This is a genomic window from Snodgrassella sp. ESL0323 (assembly GCF_013346865.1).
In the GTDB taxonomy this organism is placed as follows: domain Bacteria; phylum Pseudomonadota; class Gammaproteobacteria; order Burkholderiales; family Neisseriaceae; genus Snodgrassella; species Snodgrassella alvi.
Genome location: NZ_JAAEDT010000018.1, coordinates 20,115 through 36,753 on the forward strand (window position 1 = coordinate 20,115; position 16,639 = coordinate 36,753).

15 protein-coding genes are annotated in these 16,639 nt (G+C 39.3%); 10 read left to right on the forward strand and 5 right to left on the reverse strand.

Features of this window, described 5'->3' with window-relative positions; genetic code table 11:
* The first annotated feature begins 99 nt into the window (after positions 1 to 99).
* From GY065_RS06945 to GY065_RS06955, 3 genes are all read left to right on the forward strand, one after another.
* Positions 100 to 444, forward strand: coding sequence for a hypothetical protein (locus GY065_RS06945; RefSeq protein ID WP_174833585.1), 345 nt, complete (start codon positions 100 to 102; stop codon positions 442 to 444).
* Between the two features lie 269 nt (positions 445 to 713).
* Positions 714 to 1,163 (forward strand): large conductance mechanosensitive channel protein MscL, encoded by a 450-nt coding sequence (mscL, locus tag GY065_RS06950; RefSeq protein WP_025330856.1) that lies wholly within the window; start codon positions 714 to 716, stop codon positions 1,161 to 1,163.
* Positions 1,164 to 1,376: 213 nt separating this feature from the next.
* Complete coding sequence (locus GY065_RS06955) at positions 1,377 to 2,438, forward strand: dihydroorotate oxidase (RefSeq protein ID WP_174833586.1); 1,062 nt, start codon at positions 1,377 to 1,379, stop codon at positions 2,436 to 2,438.
* A 62-nt stretch (positions 2,439 to 2,500) separates the two neighbouring features.
* Here GY065_RS06955 and GY065_RS06960 read toward each other — a convergent pair whose 3' ends face one another.
* Positions 2,501 to 3,187 (reverse strand): glutathione S-transferase family protein, encoded by a 687-nt coding sequence (locus GY065_RS06960; RefSeq protein ID WP_174833587.1) that lies wholly within the window; start codon positions 3,185 to 3,187, stop codon positions 2,501 to 2,503.
* 185 nt (positions 3,188 to 3,372) lie between these two features.
* Here GY065_RS06960 and GY065_RS06965 point away from each other — a divergent pair, with 185 nt between their 5' ends.
* From GY065_RS06965 to GY065_RS06985, 5 genes are all read left to right on the forward strand, one after another.
* Positions 3,373 to 4,221 carry a 23S rRNA (adenine(2030)-N(6))-methyltransferase RlmJ gene (locus GY065_RS06965; protein ID WP_174833588.1) on the forward strand — a complete coding sequence of 283 codons (849 nt, stop codon included), beginning with the start codon at positions 3,373 to 3,375 and terminating at the stop codon, positions 4,219 to 4,221.
* A 277-nt stretch (positions 4,222 to 4,498) separates the two neighbouring features.
* Positions 4,499 to 5,479 (forward strand): class 1 fructose-bisphosphatase, encoded by a 981-nt coding sequence (locus tag GY065_RS06970; RefSeq protein WP_037395147.1) that lies wholly within the window; start codon positions 4,499 to 4,501, stop codon positions 5,477 to 5,479.
* A gap of 52 nt (positions 5,480 to 5,531) precedes the next feature.
* The gene (locus GY065_RS06975; RefSeq protein WP_025330861.1) at positions 5,532 to 6,023 is read left to right on the forward strand and encodes a peptidylprolyl isomerase; all 492 of its coding nucleotides are present in this window, start codon (positions 5,532 to 5,534) and stop codon (positions 6,021 to 6,023) included.
* A 468-nt stretch (positions 6,024 to 6,491) separates the two neighbouring features.
* Positions 6,492 to 6,923 (forward strand): carboxymuconolactone decarboxylase family protein, encoded by a 432-nt coding sequence (locus GY065_RS06980; RefSeq protein ID WP_037476433.1) that lies wholly within the window; start codon positions 6,492 to 6,494, stop codon positions 6,921 to 6,923.
* Between the two features lie 326 nt (positions 6,924 to 7,249).
* Positions 7,250 to 7,531, forward strand: a complete 282-nt coding sequence (locus tag GY065_RS06985) for a YciI family protein (RefSeq protein ID WP_037476434.1) — start codon at positions 7,250 to 7,252, stop codon at positions 7,529 to 7,531.
* Positions 7,532 to 7,659: 128 nt separating this feature from the next.
* Here GY065_RS06985 and GY065_RS06990 read toward each other — a convergent pair whose 3' ends face one another.
* The 4 genes from GY065_RS06990 to GY065_RS07005 all read right to left on the reverse strand — a co-directional run bounded on the left by GY065_RS06990 (position 7,660) and on the right by GY065_RS07005 (position 13,310).
* Entirely contained in the window at positions 7,660 to 8,154 is a 495-nt protein-coding gene (locus GY065_RS06990) for a prokaryotic membrane lipolipid attachment site family protein (protein ID WP_037476435.1), read from the reverse strand.
* 173 nt (positions 8,155 to 8,327) lie between these two features.
* Positions 8,328 to 9,260, reverse strand: a complete 933-nt coding sequence (gene cysK / locus GY065_RS06995) for a cysteine synthase A (protein WP_037476438.1) — start codon at positions 9,258 to 9,260, stop codon at positions 8,328 to 8,330.
* A gap of 326 nt (positions 9,261 to 9,586) precedes the next feature.
* Positions 9,587 to 12,172, reverse strand: a complete 2,586-nt coding sequence (gene acnB / locus GY065_RS07000) for a bifunctional aconitate hydratase 2/2-methylisocitrate dehydratase (protein ID WP_174833589.1) — start codon at positions 12,170 to 12,172, stop codon at positions 9,587 to 9,589.
* Positions 12,173 to 12,404: 232 nt separating this feature from the next.
* Positions 12,405 to 13,310, reverse strand: a complete 906-nt coding sequence (locus tag GY065_RS07005; RefSeq protein WP_174833590.1) for a M48 family metallopeptidase — start codon at positions 13,308 to 13,310, stop codon at positions 12,405 to 12,407.
* A 373-nt stretch (positions 13,311 to 13,683) separates the two neighbouring features.
* Here GY065_RS07005 and trkA point away from each other — a divergent pair, with 373 nt between their 5' ends.
* Positions 13,684 to 15,081, forward strand: coding sequence for a Trk system potassium transporter TrkA (trkA, locus tag GY065_RS07010; RefSeq protein ID WP_174833591.1), 1,398 nt, complete (start codon positions 13,684 to 13,686; stop codon positions 15,079 to 15,081).
* Between the two features lie 12 nt (positions 15,082 to 15,093).
* Positions 15,094 to 16,599: a TrkH family potassium uptake protein gene (locus GY065_RS07015; protein WP_174833592.1), complete on the forward strand. Its 1,506-nt coding sequence runs from the start codon at positions 15,094 to 15,096 to the stop codon at positions 16,597 to 16,599.
* The last annotated feature ends 40 nt before the right edge of the window (positions 16,600 to 16,639 follow it).

Genomic DNA, 16,639 nt, shown 5'->3' on the forward strand with positions numbered 1-16,639 from the left:
ACCATAAAATTACTTATTTAAATAACATATCTATTGAAATTTATTATTTTTTATGTTTAATTTTTCAATAATAAATAAAAACGCAGAAAGCGGAATTTAATGAAGAAAAACATATTATTTTTAACATTATTATTTTCTGCAATTGCACGGGCTGAATTTATTCATCCAATGGATTACGATGGTTCTCAGGAACAGAAAAAAGCAGTAAAACAATTTATTAAACAGCAGGTACAGCATGATTATTGTCAGGAATTAAATATTTGTAATGCATCTGCTCTGCGTAAAATGGAAAAGAAAAATTTCCGGGCATTTATGAAGGCAACGCATGCAACTGACAGAAAAGTCATGGATGAAGCGATTGACCATTGTATGCATTATATGGATATGTGTGAATATTCTATTATTGAACTTAAATATTCAGATATTAAGAAATCTGAAAATTAAACCAAGCTAATAAACAAAACCTGACTTGCTTTATTATGCTACTAATCTGGTTAGCAAACTGTATATAAAGTAACCAGATTGACAATTTAAGTTGAAGCCATCTGTTTTAATTATCCTATTCTCTTTAGCCAACTTAATTTATTCTTAATTAAGTTATATCTTTTATTATTTTTACATTGAATAACTTAGCTCTGGTATGACTGCCTGCTTTATCGCGCTACTATGAAAAAGCCAAATACTTGATTTTCTGGCCAACTATGGAGGCAAACATGAAATTTATTGAACAGTTTAAAGCTTTTTTATTACGAGGCAATGTCATTGATCTGGCTGTCGGTATGGTAGTGGGTACTGCTTTTACTAATATGGTGAAATCACTGGTAGATAATGTCATTATGCCACCAATTGGTCTGCTGATTGGCGGGGTAGATTTTTCCAATTTATTTATTACTTTACGCAGTGGTTCTAAATATCCGGGCCCGTATGAAACACTGGGTGCGGCACAGGCTGCTGGTGCGGTAACACTTAATATTGGTTTATTCATCAATACTGTTATTAGTTTAGTAATCATTGGATTTGCGATTTTTTTGGTTGTCAAAGGAATCGACAAACTGCATAAAAGTCCTGCACCAAAAGCTACCACAAAACAATGCCCTCAATGCTGTACAGATATTCCAATTCAAGCAAAACGCTGCCCGAACTGCACATCCGAGTTAAATTAATTTAAAACAATATTTTGTTTTAAAACGTAGTGTACACTACAAGTAATCAAACAAAATCTGAGTTTTGAGACGATTGAAAAAAGCTACAAATTGTCTGTAGCTTTTTTTGCGCCAGCGAATTATATATATTTTCAGGCAGGCAATGGATAAGTGTGCGTATTAAATATTTACTCAATATGTCACAGAAAATAATTTAAACTTACAGGAATAACAATGCAAAATAGCCCGACTCCGTTTTATAACCCTTTATTAAGCTATGAAGATAATTATCATCAAGGGCCTTTCGGTGATTTCAGAAATTTAAATGTATCTGCTGATATTCAAAGCCAGCCTGAGTGTTTTCTGAATATGGAGGTTAATTTACCTTTTGGTATTCCTGCCGGCCCTTTGTTAAATGCAAATTTTATTCGGGCTGCATTTAAGCATGGTTTTGATTTATGTGTTTATAAAACTGTCCGAAGCCGAGCTCAGGCCAGCCACCCGTTGCCTAATGTGCTATCTATTCATCCTGCCGGTAAGCTTTCTGCTAATGTGGATACTGTTCTGGCTGATAATCAGTACACTCAGCCTTTATCTATAACAAATTCTTTTGGTGTACCTTCTTATAATCCGGATATCTGGCAGGCTGATATGGCAGAAGCAATTCAGGCTGCGCAGAAAGGCCAATATGTTATCGGCAGCTTTCAGGGAACGCCGGGTAATGAATCCAGTATAGAAAAAGATTATGCCCGAACGGCCGTTCTGGTCAATGAAACAAAGGCACCGATACTGGAAGCTAATTTAAGCTGTCCGAATGAAGGGGTAAATAAATTATTGTGCTTTGATTTTGACAAAGTGGAGCGGATAGCTAAAGAAATTAAAAATGCTGTGCCGGATAAACCTTTGTTTCTGAAACTAGCATATTTTGCAGATGATAATGCTATCTTTCCCTTATTAAGTAAGCTGGACGGAGTTGTTGACGGCTACAGTACTATAAATACGTTATCAGCCAGACCGGTTGATGCAGATGGTAAACCTGCATTAGGTGCAGACCGGCCTACCGGTGGTGTTTGTGGTGATGCCATCCGCTGGGCTGGATTAGAAATGGTAGAACGTCTGGCCAGATTAAGAGCCCGTCTGCAAAACCATTTTGCGATTATTGGTGTTGGTGGTGTAAGCTGTACTGAACATTATCAGGCTTACCGTGCCGCCGGAGCTGATGCTGTGATGAGTGCTACTGGTGCCATGTGGAATCCGCAGCTGGCTATTGAAATTAAGAAAAGTCTGAATAAATAATATATAAAAGCAGACAACCAGAAGTTAATCAGGCTGTCTGCTTTATTATGTACAGAATTTTTTCATCGCTTTATACGATAAGGTTCATCCATAGCAATAAAATCTTTTTCTTCAAGTGCCTGGGTAATCCATGCTGCTACTGCTTCATTGGCACATAATGCATTTATATAATCAGTCAGGATTGCTGAAGTATGAATTTGGAAACCTTTTAATCTTAAACACATGGGTGCATAAAAAGCATCGGCAATACTGAATTTACCAAACAGAAACGGCCCTTCAGATACAGCCAGAAATGATGACAAATGCTGATCAAGGAAATCAATTTCTTGTTTTACTGCGGGAAAATCCCGCAGGATAATCTGGCCGGTTTCAGGCAACACTGCCTCGATATTCATAGGAAAATGCCGGCGTATATGATTATATCCATTATGCATTTTAGCCACTATACTTCTAGCTCTGGCACGGGCTTTATAGTCTTGCGGCCATAATGCCAGTTTCGGATGTTGCTCTGCAAGATATTCACAAATTGCCAGAGAATCACTGACAATCAGATCATCATCTGTTAATACAGGCACAGTACCATAAGGATTGAGCGGCAGTATGGTTTGTTTAAAAACCGAATCGGGTGCAAAACTGTCAAAGCGTACCAGATGCTCAGTAAAGTCTATCTGAAAATGCTTCATGACTACCCATGGCCGCATTGACCAGGTAGAATAATTTTTATTGCCGATATAAAGTGTGTAATTCATTCGCTTTTTTCTTTTAGTAGTCATATTTTCTAATTGATTAAGCATAGTATCAGCTTAATCTTGTGTAATCTAGCGCAAGGGAAAGATAAATCAGAAAAGTGCTTTAATACAGATTTTTTTGCCCGTGCCGGTAAATTCGGTACAATAACAGGCTAAATTAATCAGTCCTACAGCAGTTATTGCACATGCTCAGCTATCGCCATGCTTTTCACTCCGGTAATCATGCCGACATTCTTAAACATTATTGTCTGATGACAGTACTGGAATATTTCAAACTGAAAGACAAACCTTTTTGCTATGTTGATACTCATGCAGGTGCAGGGCTATATAGCCTGATCAGTAAAGAAGCTCAGAAAGTTGGTGAATACAGGGAGGGAATCGGCAGGCTTCTGGCTGCAACTAATCTGGAAAATAGTTTAAAACAATTCCGTAATGCTGTTGTCTCCTGCCTGCCGGATGATACAAATCTTTATTGCGGCTCCCCATGGCTGGCTCAGGCTCAGGCTCGTGAACAGGATCGTCTGCGCCTGTTTGAATTACATCCCGCGGATGCAGAACTATTGCGTAATAATATGCGTAATATTAAACAGCCAAACCGTGCTCAAGTTTTTTGCGATGATGGCTTTAAAGGTCTGCTATCTATGCTTCCCCCGCCAAGCCGGCGTGCAGTCGTGTTAATTGATCCGCCATATGAATTAAAACAAGATTACCAACAGGTAACAGACACGCTTAAGACCGCCCTGAAAAAATTTGCTAGTGGCTGTTATTTAATATGGTATCCATGTCTGAGCCGTGGTGAAAGTCTGAAATTACCCCAAAATCTGCAAAAACTGGCTCCTGATAATTTTGTTCAGGCAGAATTGTATGTACACGCACCACGCCCGGATGGTTTTGGTATGCACGGCAGTGGTATGTTTATTATCAATCCGCCGTACACATTGCCCGGGATATTGGAAAAGGTATTACCGGCAATGACTCGGTTACTGGCTCAGGATGACAGCGCACATTTCGTTCTTAACTCTGTGATTGCCTGAATATAAATAATTTATGGTTAGCAGATTCTGTTATTTAGTCGGGAAAAGTTAAAGCTATTCTGTAAGCTTACATGCGCAGTGTATCCGGCCTGTAATAAAGAAATCAGAAGGTCGGATTAAAGTGGAAATCCGCAATCATTATCGCTGAATAATTTCATTGATTTTCTGAAAAAAATCATTCAAAGATAAATACATTCTAATGTATATAGTGATTAAACGAGCTGAATAATACTTAAGAAATGTATAATAATAGTGAGTTTTAAAAGGGAGTATTCGCATGTCTGTTTTACTGTCTGATTATCTGCAACAGCAGCAGCAAAAATATGCTGTTACACCGCATTTGCCTGATGTGATTACTAGCATTAGTCAGGCCTGTCTGCACATTAATCGTGAAATACGTCTGGGCGCTCTGGATAATATTCTGGGCAGCGCTCATACAGGTAATATACAAGGTGAAGAGCAGAAAAAACTGGATGTTTTATCCAATCAGATTATGATTGATACCCTCTCTGCTAATCCGGCTATTGCCGGACTGGCCAGCGAGGAAGAGGATTCATTTGTTACAGCCAGTCAGAATGGACAGTTTCTGGTGTTATTCGACCCACTGGATGGAAGTTCCAATATTGATGTGAACATATCCATCGGGACTATTTTTTCGGTATTGGCTAAACCGGATGGTGCGCTTACTACAGAAAGCTTTTTACAATCCGGCCGGCAACAGCTTGCCAGTGGTTATGTGCTGTACGGACCGCAAACCATTCTGGTACTGACATTGAAACATGGTATTGCCATGTTTACTCTGAATGAACATAACCAGTTTCAACTGACTCAGGAAAATCCGCAGATACCAGTATCTACAGCTGAATTTGCTATTAATATGTCTAATCAGCGCCACTGGCAGCCAGCTATGCAAAATTATATTGCTCAGTTGCTAGCAGGTAAAAGTGGCTGTCGCGGAAAAGACTATAATATGCGCTGGGTGGCATCGATGGTAGCCGAGGTGCACCGAATTCTTATTCGTGGCGGTATCTTTACTTATCCGCAGGATAATCGCAACCCTGATAAACCTGGTAAGCTACGCTTAATGTATGAAGCAAATCCTATGAGTTTGCTGGTTGAGCAAGCTCAAGGAGCTGCTACAAACACTCGTCAGAACATTCTTGATATTCAACCAGAAGGCCTGCATCAGCGTGTAGCCGTTGTACTTGGCAGCAAGGAAGAAGTAGACTACGTTACTGCTATGCATAATGCAGACTAACCATTGCAGATCCTTCTGCAATTTTTTTATTTTACTCCCTCAGGAGATTTTAATGATTAAATTAACTACAAATTTTGGTGTTATCGGTATTGAGCTTAATCATGAGAAAGCACCCAAAACCGCTGAAAATTTCGAACGCTATGTTCGTGAAGGCTTTTATGATGGAACCATTTTTCACCGGGTTATCGATGGTTTTATGATTCAGGGTGGTGGCTTTGATAAAGATATGCAACAAAAACCCACTCATGAACCGATTGAAAATGAAGCCAATAATGGTTTGAAAAATGATCGCTATACTATTGCAATGGCTCGTACCATGCAGCCTCATTCAGCCAGCGCACAATTTTTCATCAATGTAAAAGATAATGATTTTCTGAACCATACTAAACCGGATTTACACGGCTGGGGATATGCTGTATTTGGTAAAGTAGTTGAAGGACAAGATGTGGTTGATAAGATTAAAGGCGTTAAAACCGGTAATCATGGCCCGCATCAGGATGTACCGGTTGAAAATGTGATCATTGAAAAAGCTGAAATTGTTTAAAGAACATTAAAAAATAAATGCATTAGATAATCCTGATGCATTTTTAAAAAACAATTAACTGCTTTTTTAACTCTTTTTTGTATAATTAATGATGTCTTCATAAGCCAAATTTTTTGGTATTGAAAAATTTTGCTAAAGATTTACTTCAATAATTTAAAATACAAGGAGGACACAATGATTATAGTTACTTCCAAACTCAAAAAACTGTTGGAAGAATTACTGGCTAAATTTGAAGAATATAATAAATTTTTAGATTAATATTTTGCTAAAAATAAGTTTATAGCATCAGGTCATTTAGACAATTAAACTGGTGCTATTATTAACGTAAAGAACAAAATCATTATTATTGCAAATATGTTAATATTATTTGTGGTAAGAATGATGATTAATTTTAATGTTATAGTTTATTCTGCCGCTACGTTATTAATATTTTTAGCAGACAATAATGATAATTAAGGAGATGAGAACATGAAAAATCTTAGAATGAAATATTTTGACTTATCACCAGAACTCATGAGTGGTTTTAGAGCCGTGAAAGTCGCCCTTGAGAAAAGCGTTGTAGAACAGAATCTTATTGAGTTAGTCTATCTCAGAGTTTCTCAAATTAATGGATGTGCATATTGCCTAAATCTACATACAAATTCCCTGCTAAAAGCTGGTGAAACGCAGCGCCGCATATCTGAAGTAGCAGGATGGCGTGTTAGTGATCAATTTTCTAAAAAAGAACAAGCGGCACTGAACTGGGCAGAGCAGTTAACACTAATATCGACAAGCCACGCCGATGATGAGTCGTTTGAGTTATTAAAAAATTTCTTCAATGATACAGAGATATCTGACCTTACATTTGCGATATCGCTGATGAATGGAATGAACAGACTTGCCATTTCTATGCGGCAATAAGGTGCATTATGGGCAATGTTGAACAGTTGACTTAAGTAAGGTGTAGGTTATTTAGGAATCAGAGTCTAGGTGCTGGTAATTTCTTTTTTAAAGCCTTAAGTGCTTATCTGAATAGGGAAGCAGACTATTTCTTTCTTGAAAAAGAATTTATTGCACCTGATGGGAATGTCTACAAAAGCTTTTCATTAAACTCTTTACTTTATATGAAGTCATTAAAAGCATCGCGGTATAGTAATGAGTGATTCACTTGAATAAGCAAAATTTTCTGGCCTTGAAAAATTCTGCTAAAAATTTACTTCAATAATTTAAAATACAAGGAGTACTTAATGATTATAGTAACTTTCAAATTCAAAAAACCGCTGGAAGAACTACTGGCTAAATTTGAAGAACATAATAAATTTTTAGATGAGTATTTTGCTAAAAATAAGTTTATAGCATCAGGTCCTTTAGACAATAAAACTGGTGCTATTATTATAGTAATGAGTGATTCGCTTGAAGAAGTGAAAAATATTATGAAATCAGATCCATTTTGTGTTTATGATCTTGTTGATTTAGAATTTACTTTATTTCAGGCTGCTAAAATCTCACCTAACTTATTAAATAATTAAGTTCATATTTTCACAGCAGACAGTCTTGTTAAAGGCTGCTTTTTATGCTATTAAATAAAACTGTATCGATGAATAAAACAATACCCTGCTAAACTATTTTAGCAGGGTATTTAGCCATATAAAATGATTTATTGAAGTGGCTTCATATTCATTACTTCCATCAGGAAATTGGTAAATGCCGGATTAGCCGGTTTGGAGCGCATTACCGGCCAGCGCTGCTGCCAGCCTGATAAAGCATTCTGTATATAAGCTTTCGACTGTGCTGTATCAATTGAACCTTGCTGACTTTCAACCACACTGCGTAAGTAAATGGCATACATGTCATCATCTACCATGTTATGCCCTACCTGAGCTATGCGAAACTGATCCAGTAATTGTGCAGCCTGAACTTTGGTCATATTTCCCTGTGAAACCTGAAAACTCAGGCGAGTAGCTTCATTACGAATCCGTGCTACATCCGACCAATGGCTGCTGGCTAAATGAAATTCAGTATTTGCTGCAGTACCATTTACTACCTGTACCGGTTTAACTTCTTTACTATCCTTAGTCGTTAAAGGGTTATTAAAAGATGAACAACCACCCAAAAAGGCTGCAACGACACATAATGCTAATGTTTTTTTCATCATTTGTTTACTCAGTATATTGCTTGAAAATATTGCTTAAAACAAAATTAAAAGCCAGCTAGCTTAAGCGTATGGCTGTACATATATCGTTTACAATTGTATCACAGCCATGACTGTAATAAAAAACCGAACCAGTTGTTTTCTGATTCGGTTTTATTCATACAATAGTTTGATCAGGCAAGATCGGCAAATAATGGTGTTGACAGGTAACGCTCACCATAAGAAGGAATTAAAACTACAATCAGTTTATTTTTGTTTTCCGGTTTGGCTGCAAGCTGCAGAGCAGCCCATACAGCAGCTCCGGAAGATATTCCGACCAGAATACCTTCTTTAGATGCCATGGCACGTGCAGTATCAAAACAAACATCGTTCGGCACTTCAATAATTCCATCATATATATTGGTATTCAAAGTTTTAGGAATGAAACCTGCGCCAATACCCTGAATCGGGTGTGGACCCTTGCAACCACCGGACAATACCGGAGAAGCTTCAGGTTCAACTGCATAAATTTCTACTTCAGGCTTCTTCTCTTTCAATACTTCCCCTACCCCGGTTATGGTACCTCCTGTACCGACACCGGCTACGAAAATATCAATTTTTCCATCGGTATCATGCCATATTTCCTGTGCAGTAGTTTCACGGTGAATCTCTGGATTAGCCGGATTTTCAAACTGTTGCGGCATAAAGTATTTTTTCGGGTCTGAATCAACGAAAGCCTGTGCACGGGCAATGGCACCAGACATGCCTTCTGCTCCGGGCGTTAATACCAGCTCAGCGCCAAAAGCACGCAATAACATGCGCCGTTCTTTACTCATTGTTTCCGGCATGGTAATAATCAGTTTATATCCGCGTGCAGCGCAAACCATGGCCAGCCCAATACCGGTATTACCACTTGTCGGCTCTACAATTACTGTATCAGAATGAATTTTACCGGCTTTTTCTGCAGCATCAATCATACTGGCTGCTATTCTATCCTTAACACTGTTGCCCGGATTAAAAAATTCCAGTTTGACTACAACTTTACCCGGTAAACCCGCACTTAGACGATTCAACTGTACCAGTGGTGTATTACCAATTAAATCGGTGATGCTAGAGGCGATATTCATTTATTATCCTTCGTCATGAGAAACTATCTTTGTTATCTTAGATGAAAATTGTGACCAGCCTAAATAATTTATATGCGGATAGATACAATTAATATTTATATAGACGTACTAAATATATATGATATAGGCTTAAAATATTAATATTATTGCTAAAATGCTATCAATTATTATAACAGTAATCTGAAAAATTATTTAATCTTAACATTTGGAAAATTACTTAATCAGGAAGCTTATTCAGATTTGATATTGCCATAAAAAATTTCAGCCAATAAAAAAGGCTGCCGTCACCGGTAGCCTTTTGTACAGCAATCAGTATATGTTATATCTTAGGCATCCACTTTAGCCGCTACATCTACATATTCCTGAATTTCATTGAAGTTCATATAACGATAAATTTCAATACCTTTATCATTGATAATGGCAATATTTTCGCGATATTCATCGATATTCGGAATATGTCCCAGTTTTGAACAGATGGCTGCCAGTTCGGCTGAGCTCAGATATACCTTGGTATTTTTACCCAGTCGATTCGGAAAATTACGGGTAGAGGTTGAAACAACAGTTGATCCCTCTCTTGCCTGTGCCTGATTACCCATACATAAAGAACAGCCCGGCATTTCCATACGCGCACCTACCCGGCCCAGAATACCGTAATACCCTTCATCAGACAGCTCTTTGGCATCCATTTTGGTAGGAGGAGCTACCCACAGCCGGACTGGCAGATCAGTTTTACCATCCAGTAATGCTGAGGCAGCTCGATAATGACCAATATTTGTCATGCATGAGCCGATAAATACTTCATCAATATGGGTACCTGCCACATCAGACAAGGTTTTCACATCATCCGGATCATTCGGACAAGCCAGAATAGGCTCTTTAATCTCATCCATATTAATATCAATAATGGCAGCATATTCTGCATCTGCATCAGCTTCAAGTAAATTCGGTTCTGCCAGCCATTGCTCCATTTTCTCAATACGGCGTTTCAGTGTGCGTGCATCCTGATAACCATTGGCAATCATATTTTTCAGCAATACGATATTGGATCTGAGATATTCCTCAATAGGTTCTTTATGCAGTTTTACTGTACAGCCGGCAGCTGAACGCTCTGCAGAAGCATCTGTGAGCTCAAAGGCCTGTTCAACTTTCAAATCCGGTAAACCTTCGATTTCCAGAATCCGGCCAGAGAAGATATTCTTTTTACCTGCCTTGGCAACGGTAAGTAAACCCTCTTTGATAGCCTGTAAGGGAATGGCATTAACCAAATCACGCAAAGTAATACCCGGCTGCATTTTACCGGAGAAGCGTACCAATACTGACTCCGGCATATCCAGCGGCATAACACCGGTTGCAGCAGCAAAAGCTACCAGACCGGAACCTGCGGGAAATGAAATACCCAGAGGAAAACGTGTATGTGAATCACCGCCAGTACCTACCATATCGGGTAGCAGCATACGGTTCAGCCATGAATGAATAATGCCGTCACCCGGACGCAGAGCCACACCACCGCGTGAAGACATGAATACCGGCAATTCTTTATGGGTTTTAACATCAACAGGTTTCGGATAAGCGGCGGTATGGCAGAAAGATTGCATCACCAAATCCGCACTAAATCCCAGACAGGCCAGATCTTTCAGCTCGTCACGGGTCATGGGGCCTGTAGTATCCTGTGAACCGACTGTAGTCATGCGCGGTTCACAATAAGTACCCGGGCGAATACCCTGACCTTCCGGCAAACCACAAGCGCGGCCAACCATTTTTTGTGCCAGAGTAAAACCGGCTGTGCTTGGCGCCGGAGACTGTGGCAAACGGAAAACTTCTGAATGCCCCAGATTTAGTGCATCTCTGGCTTTAGCTGTCAGACTACGACCAATAATCAGATTAATACGACCACCCGCCTGAACTTCATCCAGAATTACTTGAGATTTCAATTCGAATTCAGCAACAGTTTCGCCGTTTTTGATAATTTTGCCTTCATAAGGCAAAATATCAACTACATCACCCATTTCCAAGCTGGATACATCAACTTCTATAGGCAATGCACCTGAGTCTTCCTGTGTGTTGAAGAAAATCGGAGCAATTTTGCCACCGAGACATACGCCGCCGAAGCGTTTATTCGGTACATAAGGAATATCTTTACCGGTATGCCAGATTACGGAATTCGTTGCTGATTTACGAGAAGAACCTGTACCAACTACATCACCTACATAGGCAACCAGATTACCTTTGGCTTTCAGCTCAGCCAGTTGTCTGATCGGCCCTACCTCACCCGGCTTATCGGGTTGAATGCCTTCACGCGGATTTTTAAGCATAGCCAGTGCATGCAAAGGAATATCCGGACGGCTCCATGCATCAGGTGCAGGTGATAAATCATCGGTATTGGTCTCACCTACTACTTTAAATACGGTAATCGTGATTTTTTCCGGAACTTTTTCACGCGTAGTAAACCATTCAGCATTAGCCCACGATTCAATGACTTCACGAGCATACTGATTACCGGCGCGCATTTTTTCTTCTACATCATGGAAAGCATCAAACATCAGTAAGGTATGTTTTAAAGCATTTGCTGCAGTAGAAGCCAATTCTTCATTATCCAAAAACTCTATTAAAGGCTGGACGTTATATCCACCCAGCATGGTACCCAGTAATTCAACTGCGAAAGTTGGTGTAATTAACGGGCTGATAACTGTTTTTTCTGCAACAGCACCAAGAAAAGATGCTTTTACTTTAGAAGCATCATCTACACCCGGCGGTACCCGGTGCGACAGCAGCTCAACCAGAAACTTTTCTTCTCCTTTGGGAGGATTTTTCAGCAATTCAACCAACTCTTCTGTCTGCTTAGCTGTTAGCGGCAATGGCGGAATACCCAGTGCTTCGCGTTCAGCAGCGGCTGCGCGGTAGGCTTCTAACATCTCGAATGTCCTTAATGTAATGGTTTTTAAATTTTTCTTGTAAATTAATTATGCATTAGCAATGCAATAACCTGAATGATAACCGAAAACAGGAACGATTGAAACATTTTGTAGTCAGATGTAGTCGATATAAGGAAATGTAAAGATTAAAATAAAAGCAGCCCGGACGGGCTGCTGTAAATAGTAAAGATACGGAATTTAATCTGAAGAAATCAATCTTATTTATTTAAATTCAGGAACGACTTTTCTTTTTAGTGGTTCCTTTGCGCGCGCCGCTACCCTGTGTATTTTTACTTTGACTAACCGGGCGTTTTTGCATTGTCAGATTATTCTGTTTTGCCTGTTCATAAACAGGTAATACTTCAGGCAACATTTTTTTCAATGCTTTAATACGAGCATCATTACTTGGGTGGGTGGATAACAGGCTTGTGCTGCTATTGTTACCCATTACTTTATTCATTTTTTCCCAAACTGTAACGGCTGCATTCGGATCATAACCAGCCTGTGCCATTAGTCTCAGTCCACCGGCATCAGCCTGACTTTCCTGATGACGTGAAAAAGGCAGGTTTAAACCATATTGATTTAATATATCTTTATAAAAATTCATATCATTAGCATTAACGCCTGTTTTTGACTGCAAAGCAGAACCGCCCACTTCCAGAGCTGTACTGGTCAAGATCTGTTGTCCGGCAGCTTTTTTGCTATGCTCCTGAAGAGCATGAGTCATTTCATGACCAACGATTGCTGCAATTTCATCATCACTCAGATTCAGATTTTTCACAATACCGGTATAAACCACCATTTTTCCACCCGGCATTGCAAAGGCATTTACTTCATTACTGCGAATTACATTAAGCTGCCAGTTAAATGCCACACCCGTTTTATTAGCTTCATTAGCATACGGCACTAAGCGCTGAAATACTGTACGTACACGTTTGGCAACAGGAGTATTGGTCTCTATCTGACCTTTAGCCTTTGCCTGCCCCATCATCTGGGAGTAGCTCTTAGCTGCAGATTCATTTAATGTTTGTGTATCATAACCCATCACATCCGCAACCTGTGCACAGCCGCTTAAAGCCATACAAATAGTTGCTACAGTAGCAGTTAGTAGTTTCGGTTTGATTTTGAGTAAATTCATAATTTATCCAAATAAAAAAAGAAATTGAAAATTAATACTTTTCGCAATTTTTCAATAAGCCATCAATAGGCCATATGTAATAAATATTTATATTATATTTTATTATATTAATTTCAATATAGTAAAATTAACATAATCATACATTAAAATATCAGTCAGACCAATTTTTAGCCGTTACCAGCAATTAACTGTTTCATTATTAATTCATATATTCAATTATTTGAATCTTAATTCCATACAATTTAAAAGTATTCGTTTATTATTTCATTTGCATTAATCTATTATCATAAGTGTCGCAGTTTTACACCAATATTTGCATCAATCAGTACAAACGATAAAATAACAAAGATACTACTGAGATGACGTAAATAACGTGAAAATCCTGATACTCGGTTGCGGGCAGGTTGGTTCAACTATTGCCAGTAATCTGGCCAGAATGACTAATAATGATGTCACTATTATTGATATCAATGAGATTGCCTTGCAGCAAATTAACCAACGCCTTGACGTACAAACTATTGTAGGCAATGGTGCCTGGCCTTCCGTATTGTCCGCAGCCGGTGCACAGGATGCAGACATGATATTAGCATTAACTCAGAATGATGAAACCAATATGGCAGCCTGCCGGATTGCCTATGCTCTATTCAATACACCTAACCGTATAGCTCGGGTTCGCTACAGCGATTTTGTTGAATTCGAAACCGGTAATAATAATTACAAAACCAGTCTGGACTTATTCAATATCACTGAAGCCATTAGTCCTGAGCAACTGGTAACAGAGCAGATTGTCAATTTATTACTACATTCCAGTGCACTGCAAATTCTGCGATTTGCACACGACAAAATTCGTTTACTGGTAATTCGTGCTCAGAATGGCGGTATGCTGGTCAATCAGCCCATCAGTAACCTGAAACAGCATCTGGAAGAAGGTGTAGATTGTCAGATTTGTGCTATCTACCGCAACAATCATCTGCTCGTTCCCACCGGAAGTACAGTCATACAGGAAGATGATGAGGTTTTTGTTCTTACACCCACAGCCTATCTAGAAAACATCATGCGTGAGCTGCGACCGATTAACAAACGCACACGCAGGATAATGATTGCCGGTGGCGGAAATATTGGCTATCGCGTTGCCAAACAACTGGAAACCAAGTTGGATATCAAGATTATTGAACGAAAACAAAATCGTGCTGAATGGCTGGCGGAAAACCTGAACAATACTCTTGTGCTGGTAGGTAATGCATCCGACGAAAGTCTGCTGGAAAACGAATATATCGATGAAATAGATGTGTTCTGTGCGCTTACTAATGATGATGAAAATAATATCATGTCGGCAATGCTGGCTAAAAATCTCGGTGCAAAAAGAGTAATGGCGATTATTAATCGCTCCAGCTACGTTGATTTATTGCAGGGAAGTGCCATTGATATTGTGATATCTCCGCATTTAATTACGATTGGTTCTATCCTGACTCATGTACATCTGGGCGATATTATGGCAGTTTATCCGCTACGCCGCGGTTCTGCAGAAGCGATTGAAGTAGTGCTGCACGGTGATCGCCATACATCTAAGTTAATCGGTCGTACCATGACTCAGCTGCGACTGCCAGCCGGCTGTTATTTTGGTGCAGTCATTCGCAATGAAAAAATAATTATGTATCATCAGGATACAGTTCTTGCAGATGGAGACCATGTTATATTTTTTATCGCTCGGCGTAAGGCTGTTCAGGATCTGGAAAAAATGATTCAGGTCAAACTGGGCTTTTTTGCTTAAGGCTGCCAGACTATGAGCCATTTTACCAATCGCTTTGTTTTGCATCACAAGGAATCAGGTTTTCTAAATAAAATTGCGCCTACAGCACATATTGTGGCTAAAACCGGTTTTCTGTTTTCCTTGTTACTGCTTGCTCCGGCGATTGTTTCTTTAATCTATATGGATCATGTGTTTCCAGCATTTGCTTTCACTGCCGGAATTTGCATGAGTGTATGTGTAGTGGCATGGTTATTAACCATGCGCTATAACCGTGAATTGCGACCGCGTGATGGTTATACACTGGTATTTATGCTGTGGATTGGCTTTGCGCTGATTGCCTGTCTGCCCTTTTATATTTATTTACCCGGACTAGGCTTTACTAACGCCTATTTTGAAGCTATTTCAGGGCTGACTACTACCGGTGCTACTATTATTACCAGTTTGGATTCACTTGCGCCATCATTGAATTTTTGGCGCCACATGCTTAACTGGCTGGGTGGCATGGGTATTATTGTACTGGCTGTTGCGGTGATGCCTATGCTCGGCGTAGGAGGAACACAGCTATTCAAAGCAGAAATACCCGGTGTAAATAAAGACAGTAAGATGGCACCGCGTATTTCTGAAACGGCTAAGCGCTTATGGGGTGTCTATGTTTTATTTACTATAGTCACTTTACTGGCACTGCGTCTGGCCGGAATGAGTTGGTTTGATGCGGTCTGTCATGCCATGTCTGCTTTTTCACTGGGTGGATTTTCTACCCACGACAACAGTATTTCCTACTTCCATTCCGTTCCAATTGAAATAATTCTTAGTATTGCCACTTTATTAGGCGCAATCAATTTCAGTAATCATTTTAATGCATTACAGAAAGGCTCATTACGTTATTACTGGCGTGATGAAGAGGTAAGAGTTTTATTATGTGTTCTCTTATTCAGCATTGTCGGTATCAGCCTGTATCTGTGGTGGCATAGCTTTTATTCTTTTTCAGAAGCATTTCGCTACACCAGTTTTAATCTGATTTCAATCGGACTGGCAAACGGTTACTCAAATACAGATTTTGCCAAATGGCCTTTAATTGCTTCATTATGGATGTTTTTTCTGTCCAATATACTGTCTAACGGCGGTTCAGCCGGTGGCGGTATCAAAACGGTACGAGCTATTGTATTATTTAAATTCAGTCTGAGAGAAATGCTGCTGATGCTGCATCCAAATGCTGTCAGTATGGTTAAAATAAACGGCAGCAATATTCCTGACCGGCGTGCACTGACAGTAATGGCCTTTGTATTTGTATATGTGCTGACTATTATTTTATTCAGCTTTGCACTGATGATCAGCGGACTAGATTTTCTGTCTGCACTTACCGCTGCCATAAGCTGTATTACTAATGCCGGCCCCGGACTGGGTGCTGTAGGGCCAGCCAATAATTTTGCTTTTCTTTCAGACATTCAAAAGTGGTTATGTATTATGATTATGCTACTTGGTCGTCTGGAAATTTTTACTGTTTTTATACTCTTTACGCCGGCTTACTGGAAAAAATAAATTATATTATGAGAAAAAATGAAGGAAAGAAATTGATTAA